We start from the raw sequence: 23,529 nt of genomic DNA, 5'->3' as shown, positions 1-23,529 counted from the left end.
GCGAGGTCTCCTCGCACAGCCTTTATATTGTCATCCGTGGGGCTTTGGGTTTCAACCAGCGGAACGGATAGTACCGCAGTAATTACTGACAGGAAGTCGGGTGATTGCACTGGAGCCAGTTGGCCGCCATCATCGCCAAATCGTCCAGATTCACCCGGCAGTCTTTATTGACGTCGCCGGCCATAATCGGGTGGTCCAGATCGCCGCAGCGCGGTTCCGGCGACAGCACACGGACAAAATACTCGCCCAGATCACTTTCAATCCGAATGAAATGTCGCCGAGGCAACAGGTGATACGTATGGGTCACGCTGGTAATCCCACCGACCCAGAAAGCCGCCATTTCATACACATGTCCAGCCTCATCTTCATAATAAATCCGCATCAGCTTCCAGTTGTTCACGGTATTTTCCAGGGTAAACTGATAATCCCCCTCCTGACCCGCAACAAAAGTCATCCAGTCTAGGTCGGAATTGATGGTGGAAGTATAGTTGATGGAACCCGGCACCGGCGTGTTGTCTTTGGGAATTGCAGTGGCTTCCGCCGAGACATTGCCGTGGTCGTCGGGATAAGTCCCGATATCGGTGACCGTTAGTGTATAGTAATTACCAACACGGGCTGTATCGCCATTGACGCGGATTTTATAGTCTTCCCCTTTCCACGAAGTCAGGGTCATATTGGTGGTTTGGCCATAGACGTTGCCGCATTCGGCGCTGTACACCTCAAACCACACATTGCAGTTATTCAGGTAGCCAAGCTGAATCTGGTACTGATGCAGCGGCTGGGTGTGGAATACAAACCAGTCATTATCATAGGGATTCGTATGGTCCAGTGTTCCGATTACACCCTGTCCATCCGCAGCAATCTCAGTCGGAGTGGTGCAGGAGTTGGAATAGGTATCCGGCAGCTCGGTTTCGATATACTGGACATCAAAGCTGTACCGCCCGCCATCTGAGTCAACTTGCAGGTAGCAGGGCCGGGCATATTCAAAGTAATGGGTGTGGAATCCTTCCGACACACCGCCTTGCCACCAGGCATCGATCTCCACCGGGTCGCCGAATGCATTGACCTGATACACCCGAATCAGTTTATAGTTGTTTTCGCCGTTGGCAAAGGTAATATCATATTTCGAATGAGCCTGGGGTGTGAAGGTAAACCAGTCAATATCGCTGTACACCGTGGCATTGTAGTCAATTTTGGCTTCAATTTTGGTGCCGTCGGCAGGAATTGGAGTGCTGACATCCCAGGTATTGCCGTGGTCATCCGGGTAGGTTCCGATATCCGTAACCTCCAGCCAGTACAGATTGCCGGTCCGATTCACATCGCCTTGTACATGAATCTTAACATCCTCCCCATACCATGATGTCATGGTCATATCCGTTGTAGCACCGTAAATCTGCGTGCTGCAGGAATTGTTCATGGCATAAAACCACACCTTGCAGTTATCCAGATACCAAAGGCGGATGTGATACGTATGGAGTGCCTCAGTCGAAAAAACAAACCAGTCATGGTCATCACTGATGGGATTATTGTGATCCAGTGTTCCCAGGGTTGCCGGGGCGTTCACAACAATCGGGGTTGCCGAGCTGCAGTCATTCCCATACGAATCAGCGGGATTAGTCCCCAGCGTTTCGACTTTGACGCTGTAGGAACCGGGGTCGCTTTCAACCCGAAGATAGCAGGGCCGGGCGTATTCAAAGTAATAGGTGCGATATCCTCCCGACACACTGCCTTGCCACCAGGCATCGATCTCCACCGGGTCGCCGAATGCATTGGCCTGAAACACCCGAATCAGTTTATAGTTGTGTTCGCCGTTGGCAAACGTAATTCGGAAACGGGTAATGCCGGGACAGTCGAAAGTAAACCAGTCATACCCTCCGCTTTCCAGTTCCCCATAGGTAACGCTTCCGTCTGCATTGATGGCAAATGCGGAGGTGTAATCATTACCAAAATCGGGATCTTCAGCCAGTACCGCCTGGCCCAAAAACACAAACGCAAACAGACCTGCATACAGAATGCAACTTTTCATCACTATTTACCTCCGGAAATATAAGTTAATAGACTACATTCATAAAGCGACAGCCTTGCATGAAATTGTACCTAGATTAACAGGGGGATTCAAGAGAATTTGTTTTAAACAATTTATGTTCGTTTGTAAGTATATTCCAATCAATATCTTACAAAAAAGTTTAATACAGGAAACATGGGGGATTTAATAAAAAAAGGCGAACGATTTCGTTCGCCTTTTTGGTAGTGGAGTCAATATGTCTAATTTACTGCTGGGCTGCCGGCTGTTCTGTCGTATTCTGGGCTTTTTGGGCGGCAGCTTTCATCTCAGCCAGCTGGCTTTCCAGGGTTTTGATTTGGCTGTCTTTCTGCTTGATGGTTTCACCCTGTTCAGCAATCTTGGCGTTAAGCTCTTTGGTCTTGGCCTCTTGCTTTTCGAGCATGGTACGGATGGAATTTAAAGCCTGGGTCTGGGTTTCCTGGTCTTTTTTCTTCATCTCCGCCAGTTTGGCTTCCATCTGAGCCACCTTGCTTTCGGCCGCAGCAGCATCGGCTTTTGCCTTTTCCGCATCCGCTTTCAACTGAGCATTCTGAGCCTGAGCATCCTTGAGCTGCTTATTTTCGCAGCCGCACAAAACCACCATTCCAACCATCAGTAACACAATCGCTGTTTGCTTCATAGACAATCCTTTCATTAACATAGTAGTGTACTTTCTATTACCATCCATGGCCGGCTATTCTACCGCAGGCAGGGCCTTGTCTGCAAGACTTTGGATCATGGAAATATCCCCTTTGTGGACCGGACACAGACGGAAGCTGTACTGATACGTCTGGTTGGCCTGCAGAGTGTATTGCCGGTGCGGACGAGCACCCCAGCTGTTATCGCCGCCGACACCCGTCTGCCCATAATCCAGATTCAGAGTAATCGTATCCCGATTGAGCAGCTCATACGGATGACGGGCGATTTCCAGGTCCTGCTGCGTATAGCCCCAGGCGCTGGTGTTCATCATCGGCTGACCCACAGCCAGGATACCAAAACCCGTTTCATCCGTCCAGCATGCCCAGCGGACATCGGTATGGTTGCCGTTTTCCTGCGGACGAATGTATTGGTATTGAGGATTGTACACATCTTTATGGTAGAGGCCTACAGCATAGCCGCTCTTGCGGTCGGCATAGTTTTCTTCCGGACCACGCCCGTACCACGTCATCGCCTTGAATGCCCCGGGAATCTGAGCCTGCAGGCCAAATCGCGGCACAAACGGCAGATTCCGGGCAACCTGTAACTGGTTCTGGACCAGGATGTCTCCGCTGCCGTAAACCACATACCGAATCTGCTGAGTACTGCCGGTCGCGGCCAGCTTCACAGAAGTCTCCACGGCAACCGCCTGCGGAGCAAGCTGCTTGGCCGTAACACTGCTGACGCTGCCTTTGACATATGCGTTTTTCCAGATGCCGTTATTCTGGGTCATATTATATCCATCGTCGTTATCGGTCGCGGCTCTCCAGAAATTCGGTGTCAGTGGTGCAGCCAGCATGGATTTGCCTTCAACCGTCCAGCTTTCCAGCAGGCCGGTGGTTTTATTAAATGTTACGACAAAGTTCTTACCCTGGATGGAAATGGCTTTATCCGTGTTTTCCAGAACCACGTTGGCCATCGAATCCACGGCGATTTCGTCGGGACTGGGGATTTCATACGGCATCCCGAACTGGTCCCAGGCGACGACATGGCCTTTGTCTGCCCAGAGGGTCTTTTCTTTGAGCACAAAGGAAATTTTCAACTGATAATCCGCAGCGGCTTTGGGAGCGAACTGTTTGAGCGGGATAGTCACTTCTTTGGTTGTCTGCGGGGCAATATCCAGCGAGCCTAGAGAGCCGCTTTGAATGACTACGCCATTTTCTGTCAATTCCCACAGGGCTTCGGTGAAATCCGTATTGATGAAGAAGTATTTATTCTTGACATTAATCTTGCCTGCAGTCAAATCGACCCCAGTCGCCTTGATGTTCTGATAGACTTTCTTGACTTCCAGAAGATGGGGATTGATGGTACGGTCCGGCTGAATCAGCCCATTGCAGCAGAAGTTCCAGTCGTGCGGCACGTCCCCCCAGTCCCCGCCGTAAGCCATAAACGTCTTGGCGGTTTCGGTACGCTGCACGTCATCGGCCTTCATATCCAATGCCAGCACGCAGGAGCTGTCAGGTGCGGCATTCCATTGGTTCAAACGGTCCGCGGCAAGGGCTTTGTTATAGATGCGAACCGGACCAATCAGACCTTTGAACAGACGAATGGCCCCTTTGGAGTTACGCCACATGTGTTCGTGGTCAGTACCGATCATGGGAATATAGGCATTGTATTGGATGCTGCCGGTATAGGGTCTTGCCCCGGCCTGTTTGCCATCGATAAAGACCTTCAGTTCCTTGCCATCATAGCTGCCGGCGACATGGTGCCAGGTTCCGACCCAGTTGGCCGGCAGGGGAGCCGAAACGGTCTGCCAGGTGGAATCATAGATATAAAATTCCAGGTTCTTGCCGTCGCCGCTGACTTTCAGGGCGTACTGCGAATCGCCTTTGCTGATGATCGGGCCGTGGTCGGTAGCCGGTTCCGGCTTGACCCAGGCTTCCACCGTGATTTCGGTACCGGTGATATTCAGGCTGGGGGTGTCCCCCATGGCCATAAAACCGCTGACCGCCTTGCGACCCTGGGGGCCGTCGGCAAGAGTGCCAAAGACTTTGGCGTCATTGCCATGACCGCTGCGGTCTTTGATCATGATGACCGGGTCGGCTTTCTTGGTCAGACCCTGGTCCACCCAGTCCCAGATGGAGCCGCCCTGAAGATGCTTATGGCTTTCAATGGCGTCCCAGTAATCCTGGAGATTGCCGACGCTGTTGCCCATGGCGTGGGCATACTCGCATTGAATCATCGGACGCGTCTGGGCTTTTGAGGCATAGCGTACCATGTGTTCAATCGAGGCATACATCGGACAAACAATATCGGTATGGGGGCGTTCTCCGGCCTGTTCATAGTGAATCGGACGGGAACCATCCCGCTGCTTGGCCCAGGCACTGGTGGCTTCGAAATTCGGGCCGTCGCCGGCTTCATTACCCAGCGACCAGATGATAACGCAGGGATGATTTTTGTCACGTTCGACCATCCGCTGCATCCGGTCCATGTGGGCATCGGCCCAGTCGGGCTGCTTGGCCAGACTTTCTCTGCCGTAACCCATACCATGGGATTCGATGTTGGCTTCGTCGATGATGTACAAGCCGTATTCATCACACAGGTCGTACCACTCCGGCACATCCGGGTAATGGCAGGTGCGGACCGTGTTGATATTGTGCTGTTTCATCAGTTGAATATCTTTAATCATTAATTCCCGGCTGACATAATGTCCTGTGTCGGGGTCATGTTCGTGGCGATTGACGCCTTTGATATAAATGGGTTGGCCGTTGACTAACAGTTGGCCGTCCTTGATTTCTGATTTGCGGAATCCGACTCGGGTGGACAGGTACTCAAGAGCATTGTTGTTTTTGTCAAACAAGGTGATGACCAGGGTGTACAAATTCGGGCTTTCGGCACTCCACAATTTGGGCTGCGGGATTTTGACAGTGGGGCTATTCAATATATTATGACCCGCAATGACGTCAATAGCTTCGGTCTTGATGGTGGTTGCGGTCTTGCCGTCGCTGGTGAGCAGTTCAATCTGGGCGACAGCGGATTGGGCTGTGTTGCTGAAATTCACCAGTTCCATCTCGACTTTCATTGTTGCATCGCGATAATTCTCGTCGAGGTCGGTGCGGACAAAGAAATCACGGATGTGTACGGATGGAACTGAGTACAGGAAGACATTGCGATAAATCCCGCTGAGGCGGTAGAAGTCCTGGTCTTCCAGATAAGACCCGTCAGAAAACTGATAGACTTCCGCGGCGAGGGTGTTTTCCCCATTCTTGAGATATTGGGTAATGTCGAATTCTGCGGGGGTGCGACTATCCTGGCTGTAGCCGACTTTCTGGCCGTTGATCCACAGATAGAAGGCCGAGTCCACACCGTCAAAGCAGATAAACACCTGCCGGCCTTTCCAGTCGGACGGAACGGTAAAGGTGGTCCGATAGGAGCCAACCTGGTTGCGCCATTTATAAGAGGTATAATCCACAGGGGGCTGGTCTGTTACCCTGGGAGGATTCTTGGCAAATGGATAGGTCACATTGGTATAATTCGGGATGCCGTAGCCGTGGAGCTGCCAGTTGCTCGGTACGGGCAGTTCCTTCCAGCTTGAAACATCATAGTCGGGTTTGTAGAAGTCTGCGGGACGGCTTTCAGGATTCGGGGCCCAGTTAAACTTCCAGTTGCCGTTAAGGCTTTTACGGTAGGGGCTTGCGGTTCGGTCGCACTGGGCGGCCATCGCTTTGTCGGCGTAAGGCATCAGGGTTGCATGGGGCTTTTGCTTGTTGATGCCGAAAACAGCCTGATTTTCCCAGTCCGGGGCGGCCTGAGAGAGGATGCTTAAGGTCATGATCAGTCCTGCCAATACGCTTGTGATTCCTTTGCTGTTCATTGTCGTCTTCCTTAAACCAGTTTTGTTGCTGTCGGGAAAAATACTGACACCATTATTTCTGATCACCACAAAAACTCGCATTATATCGGTCTTTTGGGTAAAAACAAGAGTTCATCTGTTTGAGAGGAGGAAGAGGAATAATTGGGTTCGTTTCGTAGAGAAGGAAAAAGGGAAACGGAAAAAGGCAAAAAGGAAAAGGGTAAAATTGGGTTCGTTTGGTTTTTTCTGTCATTTGCTCCTCCTTTCAACGTTCATTGTTCATCGTTCGGAGTTCATAGTAAACACTATGAACTCGGTCGGGAATTGCTTCCCGCGGGCCTCCCTCTGCCCAACTTATAGATATGTCGGATATGAAGGAAAATTGCAAAAATAAATAAAAAAATTAGTGAATAGCAAACAAAAAAGTTTTTATAACAATTATGTTGTAAAAATAGATAAATTGTTGGATTTAGACAGATGAATAAGGTAAAATTCAGCGTAAAATTATCTAAAATTAGGGCTATTAAGGATGTTTTTGCTCTAAAATACGAAATGAGGAATTTTTGTTCCGGAGGGTTTATGTTTAACCGAGGTCTTGGCTCAATATTGCTGGCGCTGTATCTGTTTTTATTCTGTCCGGTTTATGGGGGATGTCCGACGAGTGATTTGACGGGTGACTGCGAAGTGGATCTGGAGGATCTGGGCGTATTGGCCGATCAGTGGCTGACGGTTTACGATTCTTATGATTTTGCTGTGATGTCCACAGAATGGCTGCTGAAAGGGGGGGCTATTCCGGATATCACCTGGGTTTCCATAGCCGAGACGGGATTTGCCGGGCAGATGAGTCGGTATGAAACAACCAACATCCAGTACTGTCAATTCCTCAATGCCGCGATGGCTTCCGGCGATATCATGGTTAACGGCAGCAAGGTTTATGGCGCCAATGGGTCCAACGGCGGAATCGATTATGCAGGTTCTGCCTATTATAATCTGGCCGGGACTTATTCCAGTCTGGCAGCCAGAATCCATTACACCGACGGTGTATTTACCGTGGATAGCGGTTTTGAAAGTCACCCGGTTAATTTTGTCAGCCGGTATGGAGCGAGCGCATTTTGCGGCTATTATGGCTGGCGTTTGCCGAGTTTGGCCGAATGGCAGGCCGTGGCCGATTTTGACGGCAGCTATATCTATGGATGCGGAACGACCATCAACAGCACCATGGCCAACTATAACAGTTCCGTCGGCACTACGTCAGCCGTGGGTGTTTTTGGGGTGTATGGCTATGGCATGTGCGATATGGCGGGCAATGTCTGGGAGTGGACATGCACCGATTATCTCAATAATTCCTATATTTGCGGCGGCAGTTGGAATATGGCGGCCAGCTCCTGTAAGATTTCATATCTGCTGTATTTGGCACGCGATGCGATGGCTCATAATACGGGCTTCCGGGTGTGCCGATGAGTGTGTTGAGGGTTGGAAGGCGGAGATATAAATTGGGTTTGGAGTTCATAGTTCGAAGTTTGGAGTTCATAGAGAAACTGGATTCCCGCCTCCGCGGGAATAAAAAATTATCCACTGAAGACAGATAAGGGACAAGGTGATGAAAAGTCTGGTGATGTATTTGAGCATTGTGTTTGTTCTGACAGCGGGCATGGCGGTGGCGGAGTCCTATTTGGACGGGGCGGGGTCGGAGCAGGAGCCTTATTTGATTCGTTCGATCAGTGAGTTTATGGTGTTTGCGGACAGAGCTAACGCAGTACCGTATTGGGCATCAGGCGTTTATATTCGGCTTGAGACGAATCTGGATTTGGAGGGTATTGATTTTGAGCCGATTGGGGGGACTTATGATGATGGCGAAGGGAATTCTATCGACCTTTCTTTTGATGGGATGTTTGACGGGAATGGACATACGATTGCCAATGCATCGATTGAACGGATGGGGCAGGATTATGTCGGATTGTTTGGCCGGATTGGCACTGAGGGGGCGGTTTATCGGTTGGGTGTTGTCAATGGCCGTTTTGGGGGACAAAATTATGTTGGGGGGCTGGCGGGATATAATGGGGGAACGATCGAAGCATGTTATACGAGCGGTCAGGCTGCCGGGTCGTATGCGGGCGGAGTGGCCGGATACTGCGCGAACAGGATTACTTCGTGCTATTCCGAAAGTACGGTCAAAGGGGGAGTATTTGTCGGTGGGCTGGCGGGGTATTGTCTGTTTGGGACGATCCAGAGCAGCTATTCGGCCGGACTAGTTGGCGGTGAGTCGTTTGCCGGCGGGCTTGTGGGGTGGGCTTTTTCCAGCACGGTTTTATCCTGCTATTGGGATGTGGATACTTCGCAGCAGCAAAACAGTGCCGTGGGAACAGGCAAGTCCCAGGCGGAGATGAAGATGCAATCGACCTATTCTGGCTGGGATTTTGGAGGGACGTGGTGGATGCCGGCGGATGGGTATCCGCGGCTGCTGAGTGCGTCCCGGTATGCGGGGGCGGGGACGGAGGCGGAGCCATACCAGATACGCAGTGCGGAGGATTGGCGGACTCTGATGCGGGTGGCGGGGGACTGGGATAAGCATTTTATTGTGACGGCGGACCTGGATTTTTCGGGGATGGTGCTGACGCCTGTGGCGCCGGATATGGTGGCATCGATGGATTATCAGTTTGAGGGGACGCCGTTTACGGGTGTTGTGGATGGGCAGGGGCATACGCTGCGATATATCGTGATGAGTCAGCCGAACGAAGATTTTGTGGGGTTGTTCGGGGCGATTGGTGCGGGCGGCCGGGTGGAGAACCTCCGACTTGAGGCGATTTTGGTGCAAGGGCGGTTGTCTGTGGGGGCGCTGGCCGGGCTGAATCAGGGGACGATTGCCGGGTGTCGGTCGGAGGGGGTGGTTGAGGGCGAGTATTACCATTGCGGCGGGCTGGTGGGGGATAACAATGGCGGAACCATTTCGATGAGTCAGACCAAAGGGACAGTGCTTGGCGATTTGTGGGTTGGCGGGCTGGCGGGGTACCATCACAACGGCGGGACGATTCAATCCTGTTATGCGGGTGCAGAGGTTCGTGGCAGGTCGTATCTTGGGGGGCTGGCGGGATTCATGGAAGACTGGACTTCGACGATCGTGGATTGCTATGCGACCGGCGACGTGACGGGGACAACGACAATTGCGGGAGGCTTGGTGGGGTATCTGCGGTTCGGTTTTGTTCGGCAGTGCTATTCAATGGGTGATGTGGTTTGTCCTGCCAATGCGGGCGGAGTGCTGGGATATAATATTTCCGGTTCAGGGTGGTTGTCTGATTTGTTCTGGGATACGCAGACCTGTCATCTGACAGTGGGTGTCGGCGGCGGAGATGCCGGCGGCGTGGCCGGCAAGACGACAGCACAGATGAAAAGTGCCTCGACGTATCCGTGGGACTTTACGGAGACCTGGGCGATGTGCGATGGGATCAATTATCCGCGGCTGCAATGGCAGCGGCTGGCGGGTGATTTTGCGTGTCCGGATGGGGTGGCGATTGAGGATTTGCAGTATCTGGCGGGACAATGGCTGGCTTCGGATTGCGGCCTGTTGAATCATTGCGACGGTGCGGATATGGATCTATCCGGGTCGGTGGATATGGCGGATTTTGTGCTGTTTGCAGGGCAGTGGATGGAAGACATTTAAGGGTTCTTCTAATCATTCATTTTGGCGGACAATGTCATCCAGGATCGGTATAAAATGGGCGGACACACAGGTCCGCCCATATACGAGGTTTCAAAGGCTATTTACATGGTTTTGTAGCGAGGGCCGCCGGCGCCTTCGGGGACTGTCCAGCGGATGTTGTCGAAGGGACACTTGCGCTGGCAGGTCTTGCAATGGAGGCAGTTGGAGGGGTTGGCTGCTTTGACCTGATTGTGGACGGTTTCATAAACGCCGGCCGGACAGAAAGTAATACAGGGGGCACCGAACTTCGGCCAGCACTGGTTGATGCAGATCGTTTCGTCCTGAATGAGCAGGTGGCAAGGCTCCTGTTCGCGATGATGAGTGGCAGCCATGGCGGTGAAGGTGTCTTTGTCAAACTTGACAGAGGGTTTGAGCCGATAACGTGCGGTGGTCATTTCCTGATAATCCGGCTCAATATGGAATTTGGGCAGCAACCCACCCAGTACCGACAGCGGCATTCCCTGGAGTGGGCCAAAGCGAGCGACTGTCTGTCGGAAGTTTTTGGCAGCGTCCATTTCTTTGAGGACGGAGGTCTGTTCCAGCAGACGGGTGTATGTTCCGGCCAGCATCTGCGGGGTGTCGAGGGTTTCGGCAACCGCCTGGGCGGCGGCCATGCCGGAGTAGATGGCGTTATGCAGGCCTTTGATTTTGAGCATGTTTACAAATCCGGCACTATCCCCCAGGAGAGCCACATTGGATCGTCCGATAGCCTGGGTTGCCGGATCGCGCGGCAGGGCATACAGGCCGCCTTCGGGAATCATCTTGGCGCCGGCTTCGGTGACGGTGCCGCCCTCGATGAACTGCTTGACAAATTTGTGTTCCTTAAAGAGGGTCAGGGCATCCTGCGGATTGAAATCGCAATATTTATAGTCCAGCCCGACAATCATTCCGACGGCGATATGGTTGCCGCCCATGGGGTACATGATGCCGCCGCCGAACATCGCAGGGCCAATCAGCGGTGTCCAGAGGGGATAACCCATGGCGTGCACGACGCGGCCCGGGCCAAATTTCTGGTATTGAGCATCGCTGACTTTGATAAGCTCTTTGACACCGATGGAATAAAGCTGATTGCCCTGCCGTTTGAGGCCGGCTTTTTTAATGAAGGTTTCACTGAGCAGGCCGTCACAGCCTTCGGCCAGCAGAATATGTTTAGCGTGGATAATTTCACCAGGCAGATAGTTTCGCTGTTTTCGGCCTTCTTTATCGAGGCCCTGATCGACGAGCTTGACACCGGTGGCGATATGCGAGGTACTATCCCAGAGGATATCCTGGGCGGCAAAGCCGTGCAGGACTTCCACGCCGAGTTTCTGGGCGATGGAGCAAAGCCAGGCAGTCAGTTTGCTGACCGAGCAGATATAATCATTGTGATGGGACATCTGGCCGAAGCCGAGCTTAAGTTTTTTGGCCATCCTGATGGCACATTCGATGCCGAAGGCTCTGTTTTTGCCCAGCAGGAACAGGACATCATCTTTATCCACCCGGGACAGCAATACGTCCCTGGCGGCATCCGTTTGGGCCCATTGCGAATCAATCGGGTCGAGGAGCTTGGCGATTGCAGCCGGTTCGAGCACAGCGCCGGACAGGTTGTGGTTGCCGGGGGCCTGAGCTTTGTCGATGACAACAACATCCAGTTGGGGTTTAGCCTTTTTGAGGGTCATGGCGGCGGACAGCCCGGCCGGACCTGCGCCGACAATTAAAACCGATACTTTGTTATATGAATTTTCCTTTTCCACGATTTATCCTTTGATTGCCTGTACCAGTTCCGGAATGACTTGTTCAGCGCCGCCGATGATGTAATAATCGCACTGTTTGAAAATGGGCGCGTGCGGGTCGGTGTTGACGGCGATAATGGTTTCGGTATTGGCGACGCCGATCATGTGCTGGATGGCGCCGGAGATTCCGATGGCGATATAGACTTTGGGGCCGACGGCAGTGCCGGTCTGTCCGACCTGGCGAATGCGTTCGGCGAAGCCCTGCTCGACGGCGGTGCGGGTTGCGCCTTTTTCGACAGTGACCTTGAAGGTGTCTTTGATGCAGTCGCACAGGCTGTTCAGCAGGCTGTCGTAGTTATCACGGTTCTGCATGCCTTTGCCGCCGCTGATAATCATGTCGCTTTCGAAATTGACTTTGCCATGGCCCAGTTCGGTGCGGATGATGTCAAGGCTTAGGTCTTTTTCGGTCAGGATGACGGGATGGTCGATGATTTTGCCGGTGCGTTTGGGATCGGCTGGAAGCCGCTGCATGACGCCGGGGCGAGCGGTGGCCATCTGGCAGGTGGAGTCTTTGGTGCAGATGGTGGCCATCACGTTGCCTCCGAGAGCCGGGCGGGTTTGCATCAGGACGGCGATTTGTCCCTTGCGGGAACTGTCACGGATGTCCAGGCCGGTGCAATCGGCGGTCAGGCCGCAACCGACACGATATGAAACCATGGGGGCCAGAACCCGGCCGGCAGGGGTTGCCCCATACAGGACGATCTGGGGTTTGTATTTCTGAATGACGTCCGCAACGGCTTTGCGATAGCTGAAGGGGTCAAACTCGGCCAGCAGCGGGTTGTCAATCAGATAGACATCATCGGCGCCGGCAGCGATGAGTTCCTGGGCCATGGGTTTGACCTGATAGCCTGCCAGGATGACGCCGCAGCGGACATTGAGGCTGTCGGCCAGTTCACGGGCCTTGCCGGTCAATTCGAAGGTGGCCGGGTGAATCTGGCCGTGTTCGAGTTCGGCCATGACCCAGACGTCGCCGGAGTAAGTGGTCTGGGTGTGTTTATAGCCTTCGAGCATGTCGTCGAGGGTTTTTCTGTGGAAATGGACATTTTTGCTGTCCAGGATTTTCTCTTTCATGGCCTCGTCAATCTGGGATAATTCCTGGATGCCCAGTTCTTTGAGGCGGTTGGCCAGAGCAATATAGTCTTCGCTTTCTTTTTCCGTTGCTTCAAAGGAGCGGTCGAATTTATAGGAACGCAGCTCGGGCAGGATATAGGTGCTGGCTTTGCTGGTGCCGGACTTTTGGCCGGTGTCTGCGGAGCTGAGTTTTTCTTTGAGAATCGCTGCCAGTTCGGCTACGGTATTGACCTGCTGGCATTTGCGGGAGGTCTTGCCGGGAGGGAAGACGCGGATTACACGGGTCTTTGAGCCAGCGACGCCCATCGCCGTAGCCTTGACATCCTCGGCCCCCCATTGAATGAGCTTGAATTGGTTGGCTCGACGGGTTCCGGCGAAGGTGGCAAACAGAGGGTATTCGTATTTGGCGACGGTGATGATACAGGGCTTGCTGCGGGTTCGAAGGACCTGGCTGCCGCCGCTGATAATACGAGTGAAAATAAACTGGCCATTTTTGAATTCAGCCTCAGTGGCATACGGAATGCAGGGGATGTTCATTTCTTCGGCCATCTGGGCAGGGACCTGAGCGGTATCGCCATCGACTGATTGCATGCCGGCGACGATGAAATAATCATCCGATCCATCGAGCATTTCACGGACGATTTTCCGGGCGGCAAAAGCCAGCGGATTGGCTGTGGCCCAGGTGTCGGCTCCCCCTAAAGCTCTGTCGGTCAGCAGGACTGCCGAATCGCAGCAGCGGCTCAGGCCGTATCGCAGTACTTCGGCAGCCATCGGAGGCCCCATCGTCAAGGCGATGATTTTGGCCCGGTCGTCGCCGGCGATATGTTTCATGTGGTTGGCGAACGCCAGTGCCTGGGCATCCAGCTCGTTGATGACGCTGGGCAGTTTGGTGCGGATGAGGTTGCCCGTTTTCGGGTCGAACGCATTATCCGTAATCTGTGATACATCGGGCACCTGTTTGACAAGTACAATATAATGACTCATCGCTTATCCTAAGTATTGAAGTAGCGTTACCGATTTATAATTCCGTATGTCCGACAGAGGGTTAAACATAGTCTCACCAGGGGCTGTCGTCAACAACAAATCCTCTGTCTGGACAAAATTGAACATCACCTGGTTTTCATCTGTACACCTTGGGGAATCCCGGTAGACTTGTGCGGGCTACGGGATTCCAATTCAGATTGATTGACGCAAGATACTGTCATAAAATTACCAGAAAATTGCCATATTCTGCTAATCTTGGAGGAAAATGCCCTGATTTGGATGTAAGGTCTTGAAATTTCGATACTTCCATAGTACAAAAAGGACGGAAATAGCGTGTTTGGGCCGGATGCGGTGCATCCGGGTCGAAGATTGTATGTACCAGAGTTGACTTGAAACGAGGAACAAAGTATGGCAGATCTTAAAGCGTTGAGCGAAGCAATCATCAAGGGGGACCAGAAAACCGCCGTGGAGATGACGCGGCAGGCCCTGAGCGAAGGCGTGCCGCCGGCTTCCATTTTGAACGAGGGGCTGATCGCGGGCATGAATGTTATCGGCGTACGATTCAAGGCCAACCAGGTTTACATTCCGGAAGTTCTGATTTCAGCCCGGGCGATGAAGATGGCGATGGAAGTCCTGGAACCCAAACTGGTCGAAGCCGGGGTCAAGCCGCTGGGTAAAGCCCTGGTGGGTACTGTTCAGGGCGACTTGCACGATATTGGCAAAAATCTGGTGGCGATGATGCTCAAGGGGGCGGGATTTGAAGTGATTGATCTGGGGGTCGATTCGTCGCCGGAGAAATTTGTTGCCAAGGCCAAAGAGAGCAATCCGCAGATCATCGGACTCAGTGCGCTGCTGACGACCACCATGCCGGCGATGGAAAAAACGATTCGTGCGATTAAGGAGGCGGGGCTTACGGCCAAGACGATGATTGGGGGAGCTCCCGTCACGCAGGCCTATGCTGATAAAATCGGCGCTGACGGGTATGCACCGGATGCGGCCAGTGCGGTGGACCTTGCCAAAAGCCTGCTGAATTAACTTCAGGGTTCCTCTAATCGTTCATTTTGGCGGACAAAGAAATCTTTAGGGGGCGGTTTTGCCTTCCTTGCCCATGTGCAAGGAACGTCTCTTTGCCGCTCAAAAGTAATTAGAGCCACCCTTTATTTTTCGCAAGAGCGTTTTCGTTGCAGATATCCTTGTTTGTTCCGTTGGTCGGCAGGGTGAAGGTATTGTGTTCTCTGTGGGGGCAAGCTTGACAAGGCCTGCCATACCCTTTATTGTGCCGGGACATTGAAAGGGAGTATTATGACACATGTGACCCAAGCAAAAAAGACCATACTTGGCTTGCTGATGACTCTGTTATGCGTATGCCAGGGGTGCCTGCAAAGTCCTCGTCCCATGCCCATTCGGGCGGATATCGTTGCCCCTTCGCTGGACCAGGAAGCGCTGAAAAACGAGTTGGATCGTTTTGAAGATATGTTTATCCAGATTATCAAGCAAGCCACGGCGCAAATCGAGCAGGAGTATCCGGATTTAGACACCAAACGGACGAATTTGCTTGTCAATACCCGGTTATCGAGTGCGATACGAACCTTTGCCGATGCCGCTTCACCGGTGGTTGGCCTGGTTGAAAACTGGGAATTGTGTGTACGTTTATGCTCTTATTTCGATGAAGGTCAGGGCCAGTCCCTTTACCGGCAGACTCAGCCGGCATTGCGCAGAGCAGTGCAGCAGGCCCGCGATGAGATTGAACGAGTTGCAGGTGTTTACTTACCGCCGGATTTATTCGAGGAAACCCGCCGTCACGTCTATCAATTTGCCAAAGACAATCCCATTGAGGGGACGATGGGAAATCTGGTGGTGTATGCGACCAGCTCAGAAACCGAGACATTCAATCCATTCAAGAAGGTTTTGAGTATCCCTATGGCCCCGATACGGGCGATGGAAGGCGTGGATAAGACCGCGGTTGCCATCGACCGGTTTACCGATTCAGCCAATCGTTTTAATGATATTCTCAACGCCATGCCGGAGTCGGTGCGATGGGAGATGCTGTTGTTTTTATATGACTTACAGAGCAGTGAGATGATCCGGTCGCTGCTGCAACATATGGAAGCGTTCAATGCAAACAGCCGTCAGCTCGTGGATCTGGCCGAAAAACTGCCTGAGGATGTCCGTAATGAGTTGAGTATTCTAATTGACCAGGTGGAACAGAAACAAAAATCGATACAGGACACCTTACGTCTGGTCGAGGCGGCATCCAATTCTTTGAATACCACCGCCGCCAGCCTGCAGCAGGCCGCATCAAGCTGGCAGCTTGCGGCGGATTCCACCACCCAAACCCTTCGCGTCTGGCAGGCGATTTCTGAGCAATCGTCATCCACCCCATCGACTTCAGAGCCGATTCGGCCGGAGGATATTCAAAAGGCTGCCACAGAAATACAGAACGCGACGCGGGAGCTGCGTTTGCTGATGTCGGATTTGCAAGCCTTAACTCAATCCGAGGGTGTCAACCAGATTCAGGATGCTGTTCATCGGAATATTCTTGCCGGCCAGGCCTCTGCTCAGGCGGTGGTGGATCACCTGGCCTGGCGTCAGATTCAGATTTTGTGCGGGGTGTTTGTGGTGTGGCTTGCAGTCAGGCTGATTGGGCGAAGATCAAACAAGAAATTATCCGCCCAGTGAGTCGGTAATGCGGGCGAGATCTTTGCGGCGATAATAGCCAAAGAGAAATCCGAAGCGATGGACTTTGAGGGAATCCAGGTCAATGATGACCGGCCCGTTGGCCGTAATAATGATATTGGCTCGTTTGAGATCGCCGTGGGTGATACGGTATAATTCCATCTGCTGGAGAATCTTGTCCACCTGCCCCATCATCTGGATTTGCTGCTCTTCGGGAATGGAGACGTCATTCAGGTAGTGATCCAGCTTCTGGCCTTCGACGAATTCATTGATGATATAGGAACAATACAGAAGCGGGCCTTTTCGTTTTTCGATAAATGCCAGCGGGGCTGCGGTGGGGATATTGAGCCAGTTGAGGCGATGGCCGTGCAGCCAGCAGCGTTTGGCCCGGCTGCCCCGGAGAGTCTGACGGAGCGAATGCCAAAATCCTTTGTGGTTATAGCGTTTGACAACCACGGTCTTGCCGTTGAGTTCGATGCTGACCACAAAACAGGTATTGCCGCGTTTGAGTATTTTACCGCGGCTCATCCATAAATCAATCTGAGACGGAAGCTCGGCGGCATGGCGGCTGTCGAACAGGTCTTTGACAAACACCCCGCGACATGCTGCGGTTTTGAGGGCCAGGTAGCGTTTGCTGGCTCGCAGTGTTTTTTTGAGGGAGCGGGCAATCACGTGTTTTCGCTGGGCTCGAATCTTCCACAGGATATTTTCGATTAGCCAGGGTCGTGTGGTCAGTCCGCGAACAGCACAATATTTGCGAATGAAGACCTCCATCTGCGGTTCATCATCGGCCGGCCAGTTCACGCAGAGCATAGCCAGTTGTGCAAAGCCTTTTTTGATGGTGACGGGCTGATCATAAAATTTGATTTGAGCGGGATCCAGCATATAGATGCGGTTGTCCGCCCAGAGAAAATTGCCCAGATGCATATCTTTTTGAAGAATGCCATGGATGTGCAGATGCGCCAATTGGCTGATAACCGACAGCAGGAGTTGTTCCTTTTTGCTGCGATCGGTGGATGTCTGGAACAGGGTAAAGACATCGGCGGCATGGGGGATATATTCTGTAGCCAGGGCCCAGTCCCCCTGGTCGGTTTTGCCGTAAAAGAGGGGTTCTGGACGAAGAATTTGCAGATTCCGTAATTTCTGGAGGGCGTTCCATTCCCGTATGACATGGCGATAGGCGCTGAATCGGCGACTGAACACTTTGAGAATCACCGGCTGCTCCTGCCAGAGGGCGGAGAATATCCGCCGCGTGCCAGGCACCTCGCGAATCAGGCGGCATTCCCGGCAAATGAAGCCGCCGGTGCGCTGACCGGCGGGATACACCGTGATTTGTGGCAGGTTTTCGGCTGTCTGCATGAAACATCCTGTATAGGGGTTGTCCGCTCGTATCTGGGGGCGGCAACATTGTGCGTTTTTTAACACAGACGGTCTGTTAAGTCAAGGCCGGATATGCTGAAGGCCAGACAATCGGCAGAAGAATATTAGTGGAAAACGGGAACAATTTGATTATAATCACTGGTTTCAAATGGGTTATTTAGGACGTGTATGAGTGATCTTTTTTTCGTAATCGCATGTATTTTACTGGCTGGACAGTTGCTGATTACTCTCCAGGTATTCAGCAATGCCCGATACGCGCAGAAAAAAACCAAAAAAATCCGTGACTGGTATCGTCCGTCAGCGGTTATTATTGTGCCGTGCAAGGGGCTGGATGCGGCATTTGAACAGAATATTTTGTCCTTTTTTCATCAGGACTATCAGCCTTACCGGCTGTGGTTTGTGGTGTCGGACACGTCGGACCCGGCTTACCATCGCCTGAATCAAATCCTGGATAGCAATCGTTGCCAGTCGTCCGCTCAGGAAATCCGGGTGTTTGTGGCCGGCAAAACCAGCGGCTGCAGCCAGAAGCTGCACAATATGCTGTATTGCTATCGCCAGATACCGGAGGATGTCGAGATTCTGGTCTTTGCCGATTCAGATGCCTGTGCTGACAACGACTGGCTGAGTCATATTGTCTATCCGTTCCATTCCGGCAAAAAAGGTGCAGCCAGCGGATATCGGTGGTTCGTGCCGAAGGCCAACAACACGGCAACACTTGCATTATCCTGTATTAATGCTGTGGTGGGACAGGTTCTGGGCAATACGCGGTTTAACCATGCCTGGGGCGGTTCCATGGCCATTCCGGTATCCACATTCCGAGAACTGGATCTGGAACGCATCTGGTCCCGGTCCATCAGTGATGACCTGACGCTGAGCTGTGCGGTTCGTCGGGCCGGCCAAAAAATGATTTATGTGCCGTCCTGTATGGTGGCATCCTATGAAATCACAACGTGGCCGAAGTTATTTGAATTTGTTCGTCGGCAATTTCTGATCACCCGTGTGTATGCTCTTCGTACCTGGCTGTTCGGATTATTCAGTATCCTGTTCAGTGTGGGCGGGCTATGGCTGATGATTGGGGTTGCGGCTTTTGCCCGGCATGTTGAGGATAAAAATGCCACGTTCTTCAGTGCGGCTGCAGCGGCCATTCTGCTGGCACAATTTCTTCGAGCCGTCATTCGTCAGCGGATGATTTGTCAATTGCTGGTCAAAGACCAAAAAGCCATGCGAGCGGCGATCTGGGCGGATATACTTTTGTTCTGGGTGTGGGGGATTATTTTTCTAATCGGCATTCTCAGCTCGGCTGTTGGAAACACCATCTGCTGGCGTGGGATACGCTATCGGATAAACGGACCGCTGGATGTGGTCGTTGAACATTAAGACCTTGGAATGACTCAGCGTCCGACGACAGCAATTCCGAGCTGGTCGGCCAGTTCAAGGGTTTTCTGTTTATCAATGATAATGGTTTTGTGTTTTTCCACCACAACACAGCAGGCCTTGTTTTGGGCCAGGCTTTGGATGGTATCGGGGCCGATGCAGGGGACATCAAATCGCATATCCTGTTTGGGTTTGGCAGACTTCAGCAAGGTCCAGGCGCCTTTTTTGCAGAGCTGTCCGGCCCGTAGAATCATTTCAGCGGTCCCCTCGATGGCCTCCACGGCGATGATTTCGCGTTCTTTGACAGCAATAGCCTGACCAATGTCAAGCCTGCCCACTTCCAGAACGATGGGCCAGCCGAATTCAATATCCGCCAAAACCGAAGCCGGCGGGCGGGTTCGCGTCATCACGCCTTCGTCGGCCATGGACTCTTTGCAATATAAAGTCGAATCTACCAAAATAATTCCTCCGCTAGCCAGTTCATCAGCAATGGCATTAAGCAGTGAATCGTTGCGTTTATCCTGTTTTCGCAGTCTCCAGTACCATATCCGCAGGGCACGCCAATCCGGCAGATATTTTACGATCCGCCATGGTGTATAGATTTTGGTTTTTGCGACACGGCCTACCATAATGGTATCCCGGACACCATAGCGCCGGAGTTTTCGCATCCATCCGCCGGGACGAGCGATGGGCGCTTTAAAAAACACATCGACATACTGAGCCAGTTCCGGCTCGACACTGTCAGCCAGGCCGGCACAGATCACTTTCAGGCCGGCTTTTTTGGCTCCCTGAGCCACCAGAAACGGCAGACGGCCCTGGCCGGCAATCAAACCTAAAATGTGCTGCGATGACTCAGTCACCTGACTGGCTCAGCTTTTCGAGTTTACGTTCCAGTTCCTTGATTTTCTTTTTCATCTCGGGCAGATATTCAATCAGGCTATAGGCCCTGCGTGCGATACCGGCATCAATGGCAGGGGTTCCGACAATCGTTGCGCCATCCGGGACATCGTTGACAACGCCGGCTTTGGCACCCACCTTGACAAGATTGCCTACCTTGATATGACCGACCACGCCGACCTGGCCGCCAAGCACTACGTGGTGGCCGAGTGTGGCCGACCCTGCGACACCGACCTGGGGCACAAGCAGACAATATGGACCGATTTTGGTGCCGTGGCCAATGGCGACGGAGTCCCCAATTTTGCTGCCTTTGCCGATAACGGTATCATCAAGAGTCCCTCGCTCAATGGCACAACCGGAGCCAATTTCCACATCATCTTCCAGAATAACCCTGCCAATTTGCGGGATTTTATGATGGATCCCCTTATGGGTGGCAAACCCGAAGCCATCCTGCCCGATTGAGGCATTGGATTGAATAATGACGCGGTGGCCAATGATGGTACCGTCATAAATTACGGTATTCGGATAGAGAATACAATCATCTCCGATTTTTACGTTGGGGCCGATGAATACACCGGAATAAAGCTGACAGTTTTTACCAATAATGACATTTTCGCTGATGGAAACAAAGGGATGCACGTTGCATCCTGCTCCTAACTGGGCGGTTTTGTCGATGGATGCCTGGCTGCTGATGCCAGTGACAGGATGTTTGCGATGGCCATACAGTAAGACCACAATCTGCATAAAGGCATAGTAAGGGTCTTCAGTAACCAGCAGGGCAGCTGGAGATTCTATTGGTTCCGAAGCGATCACTACCGAAGCCCTGGTTGACTTCACCTGCGGCAAATATTTTTTATTGCTGTAAAAGGTAATTTGGCCGGGGCCAGCCTTATCGAGTGTCGATGCACCATGGATGGTTATGGTGCCGTCGCCAATCACTTTACCGCCGACGAGGGCGGCTAATTCCTGTAATGTTTTACTCTGCATTCAGTTGTATCCTGTTTATTATTCGAAATTTATGGAGATTATAGCGGTTTTGGCAGGAGCGTCAATGATTTTGCGACGGTTTTGGGGTCAAAAGTCTATCGATTGCATCGACAACCTCTTGCTGGGCTTGTGAGGAGGCTGCCTGGAAGCTTTCGGAAGGGCATACGATAGCAGTAGATTCAGGACCTATTGGACTATAAACAGCGGGATCTGTAGGGCCAAAAATGGCCACATTCTTTTTGCCCATCGCGCCGGCCAGATGGGCAATACCGCTGTCATTACCGAGAAAAACATCCACACAGAACAGGACTTTGAGTACCTGCTCAAGTCTAATATTTGAAATGACAGGCCCTGTGTGACGTAATTTGTGCAAATCATCTTCGCTGAAGCGCTCCTGTTCGGCCGGGCCGAGAAGAAAAGCGGGTTGAATTTGTTTGGTGCGCAGGTACCGGGCAACGGCAAGGAAATTGTCGAGATACCAGCATTTGTGTCTGCCGCCGCTGCCGGGGTGAATCAGACAGACACGGCACTCCGGAACTCCGAATTCCTCAAGCAGATCATTGCCTTCCTGCAGGTCTTCGGGAAGTGGGCGAATCAGGATCTCAGTCGGGTGTTGGGGAAGTGGATGCTCGAGGGCATTCGATTCCACAAACCGACGGATGTAAAATGAAGCAGCATGTTCAGGGCTGGTGGGGGCCATCGGCAGCATCGTGACTTCGCCGGCGTGACTGCAATGGATGGTAAACAGGAGATTTTGTTCGAAATGATCATGGCCATCACCAAGAAAGCTGATGACGTGTTCATAATCAGCAAAGGCCATGATGAGACGATCTTTTTGTTCGACAGTAAATTCATCAACGGACTCGAACAGTCTATGGAATTGGATTTGTTCCATCGAGCGTACACGGTCGATGCAGGTTCTGCGGGGATAGAATGAGATATAATCGGTTCGCCCAATCAGATGGACCTGTGAATAGCCAAGCGTGTTCTTCAGAAACGATGCCAGCGGCAAAATAAGAACGCAATCGCCAATGGCTCCGGGATGGATAATTGCTGCCTGACGAACGGTTTGTTGTGAGTCATAGTCTCGAGGCATGATGTTATTCCCTGAAGGCGTTGTTGATCCAGGCTCCTCCGGCAACCTGCATACCCAATTCAGTGGGGATATAAATGACTGCAGCCTGGCCCGGCGTTACCGCAGAGACAGGGTGGTCAAACACAATCCGCACGGAGTCCGTTTCGGGATACACGGTCGCGGGGCTTCCCTGATGGTTGTAACGGATTTTCACCATGGCTTTGAAAGGGTTTAGCGGGATATCTATCAGCCAGTTCATAGGTGCGGCGGTCAAGCCGGTGCTGAGTAACTCTTCTCGAGGTCCCAAAATGACGGTGTTGGTCTGACTGTCCAGTCCGACGACATAGACAGGTTCGCCCATGGCGATTCGCAGGCCCCGCCGCTGGCCAATGGTGTACTGAAAAATGCCTTCATGGCGGCCAAGGAGCGTACCATTTTTATCGACGACGTCGCCGGGGCGTTGGATGTCGGGGCAGAGTCGTCGCAGCAGGCCCGCATAGTCGTTGTCCGGGATAAAGCATATCTCCTGAGAGTCGGCCTTGCTGTGAATGTGCAGGCCGAACTGAGCAGCCAACTGGCGGGTTTTATCTTTGGTTAACTCTGCCATCGGCAGCAGGATGTGGTTCAGGGTATCGCGGCGGATCATTGACAAGACGTAGGACTGGTCTTTGCCGGCATCCTGTGCCTGATAGAGACCAGGCATGCCGTTTATACGGCGAATTTGAGCGTAGTGGCCGGTGGCGATAAAATCCGCCCCATGGGAGGCTGCAAATTGCCAAAGCCTGCCGAATTTCATCAGGCGATTACACAAGACGCAGGGATTGGGCGTACGGGCCTGACGATATTCGCTGGTGAAATAATCGATAATTTCATCAAATTCACGACGGAAATCAAGGACATGCAATTCGATGCCGAGGGTGCGGCACACTTGTTCAGCGTCGGCCTGAGCAGTCTGTCCGCCGTCGTGGGTGATCATAAATACGCCGCTGCAGTGATAACCCTGCTGGCAAAGCAACGCAGCGGTGGCGGCGCTGTCCACACCTCCGCTGACTGCGACAAAGACCGTTTGTGCTGCTGACATGT

The 23,529-nt window shown here is 52.4% G+C and carries 15 protein-coding genes; 5 read left to right on the top strand and 10 right to left on the bottom strand.

Features of this window, described 5'->3' with window-relative positions:
* Positions 1-82 precede the first annotated feature (82 nt).
* From ACQ9LF_RS10020 to ACQ9LF_RS10010, 3 genes are all read right to left on the bottom strand, one after another.
* On the bottom strand, positions 83-2,026 hold the full coding sequence (locus ACQ9LF_RS10020) for a hypothetical protein (protein WP_462489261.1): 1,944 nt from the start codon (positions 2,024-2,026) through the stop codon (positions 83-85).
* 244 nt (positions 2,027-2,270) lie between these two features.
* Positions 2,271-2,684 carry a hypothetical protein gene (locus tag ACQ9LF_RS10015; RefSeq protein ID WP_462489260.1) on the bottom strand — a complete coding sequence of 138 codons (414 nt, stop codon included), beginning with the start codon at positions 2,682-2,684 and terminating at the stop codon, positions 2,271-2,273.
* Between the two features lie 54 nt (positions 2,685-2,738).
* On the bottom strand, positions 2,739-6,554 hold the full coding sequence (locus ACQ9LF_RS10010; RefSeq protein WP_462489259.1) for a glycoside hydrolase family 2 TIM barrel-domain containing protein: 3,816 nt from the start codon (positions 6,552-6,554) through the stop codon (positions 2,739-2,741).
* Positions 6,555-7,112: 558 nt separating this feature from the next.
* Here ACQ9LF_RS10010 and ACQ9LF_RS10005 point away from each other — a divergent pair.
* Positions 7,113-7,994, top strand: coding sequence for a formylglycine-generating enzyme family protein (locus ACQ9LF_RS10005; RefSeq protein ID WP_462489258.1), 882 nt, complete (start codon positions 7,113-7,115; stop codon positions 7,992-7,994).
* 139 nt (positions 7,995-8,133) lie between these two features.
* The gene (locus ACQ9LF_RS10000) at positions 8,134-10,191 is read left to right on the top strand and encodes a GLUG motif-containing protein (protein WP_462489257.1); all 2,058 of its coding nucleotides are present in this window, start codon (positions 8,134-8,136) and stop codon (positions 10,189-10,191) included.
* Positions 10,192-10,292: 101 nt separating this feature from the next.
* On the opposite strand, the gene ACQ9LF_RS09995 is transcribed toward ACQ9LF_RS10000, so the two are convergent.
* Complete coding sequence (locus ACQ9LF_RS09995; protein WP_462489256.1) at positions 10,293-11,963, bottom strand: electron transfer flavoprotein-ubiquinone oxidoreductase; 1,671 nt, start codon at positions 11,961-11,963, stop codon at positions 10,293-10,295.
* A 3-nt stretch (positions 11,964-11,966) separates the two neighbouring features.
* A complete protein-coding gene (locus ACQ9LF_RS09990) occupies positions 11,967-14,057 on the bottom strand; it encodes an FAD-binding protein (RefSeq protein WP_462489255.1) in 2,091 nt (696 codons plus the stop codon).
* Positions 14,058-14,465: 408 nt separating this feature from the next.
* On the opposite strand from ACQ9LF_RS09990, the gene ACQ9LF_RS09985 reads away from it, so the two are divergent.
* On the top strand, positions 14,466-15,092 hold the full coding sequence (locus ACQ9LF_RS09985) for a cobalamin B12-binding domain-containing protein (RefSeq protein ID WP_462489254.1): 627 nt from the start codon (positions 14,466-14,468) through the stop codon (positions 15,090-15,092).
* 267 nt (positions 15,093-15,359) lie between these two features.
* Entirely contained in the window at positions 15,360-16,736 is a 1,377-nt protein-coding gene (locus ACQ9LF_RS09980) for a hypothetical protein (RefSeq protein ID WP_462489253.1), read from the top strand.
* On the opposite strand, the gene ACQ9LF_RS09975 is transcribed toward ACQ9LF_RS09980, so the two are convergent.
* A complete protein-coding gene (locus tag ACQ9LF_RS09975; protein ID WP_462489252.1) occupies positions 16,722-18,092 on the bottom strand; it encodes a lipopolysaccharide kinase InaA family protein in 1,371 nt (456 codons plus the stop codon). The genes ACQ9LF_RS09980 and ACQ9LF_RS09975 overlap by 15 nt on opposite strands.
* 189 nt (positions 18,093-18,281) lie before the next feature.
* Here ACQ9LF_RS09975 and ACQ9LF_RS09970 point away from each other — a divergent pair, with 189 nt between their 5' ends.
* Complete coding sequence (locus ACQ9LF_RS09970; RefSeq protein ID WP_462489251.1) at positions 18,282-19,490, top strand: glycosyltransferase; 1,209 nt, start codon at positions 18,282-18,284, stop codon at positions 19,488-19,490.
* Between the two features lie 14 nt (positions 19,491-19,504).
* On the opposite strand, the gene ACQ9LF_RS09965 is transcribed toward ACQ9LF_RS09970, so the two are convergent.
* From ACQ9LF_RS09965 to mnmA, 4 genes are all read right to left on the bottom strand, one after another.
* Positions 19,505-20,347, bottom strand: coding sequence for an LpxI family protein (locus ACQ9LF_RS09965; RefSeq protein ID WP_462489250.1), 843 nt, complete (start codon positions 20,345-20,347; stop codon positions 19,505-19,507).
* A complete protein-coding gene (gene lpxD / locus ACQ9LF_RS09960; RefSeq protein WP_462489249.1) occupies positions 20,340-21,371 on the bottom strand; it encodes a UDP-3-O-(3-hydroxymyristoyl)glucosamine N-acyltransferase in 1,032 nt (343 codons plus the stop codon). The genes ACQ9LF_RS09965 and lpxD overlap by 8 nt, the downstream gene beginning before the upstream one ends.
* Before the next feature lie 61 nt (positions 21,372-21,432).
* Entirely contained in the window at positions 21,433-22,467 is a 1,035-nt protein-coding gene (locus ACQ9LF_RS09955; protein WP_462489248.1) for a glycosyltransferase family 9 protein, read from the bottom strand.
* A 4-nt stretch (positions 22,468-22,471) separates the two neighbouring features.
* Positions 22,472-23,527, bottom strand: coding sequence for a tRNA 2-thiouridine(34) synthase MnmA (gene mnmA / locus ACQ9LF_RS09950; protein WP_462489247.1), 1,056 nt, complete (start codon positions 23,525-23,527; stop codon positions 22,472-22,474).
* Positions 23,528-23,529 lie beyond the last annotated feature (2 nt).

Source organism: Anaeroglomus insulsum (assembly GCF_050689095.1).
GTDB classification, from domain to species: domain Bacteria; phylum Planctomycetota; class Phycisphaerae; order Sedimentisphaerales; family Anaerohalosphaeraceae; genus Anaeroglomus; species Anaeroglomus insulsum.
Note: the sequence above shows the minus strand (reverse complement) of the source record. Positions and strands in the feature narration are given on the sequence as shown.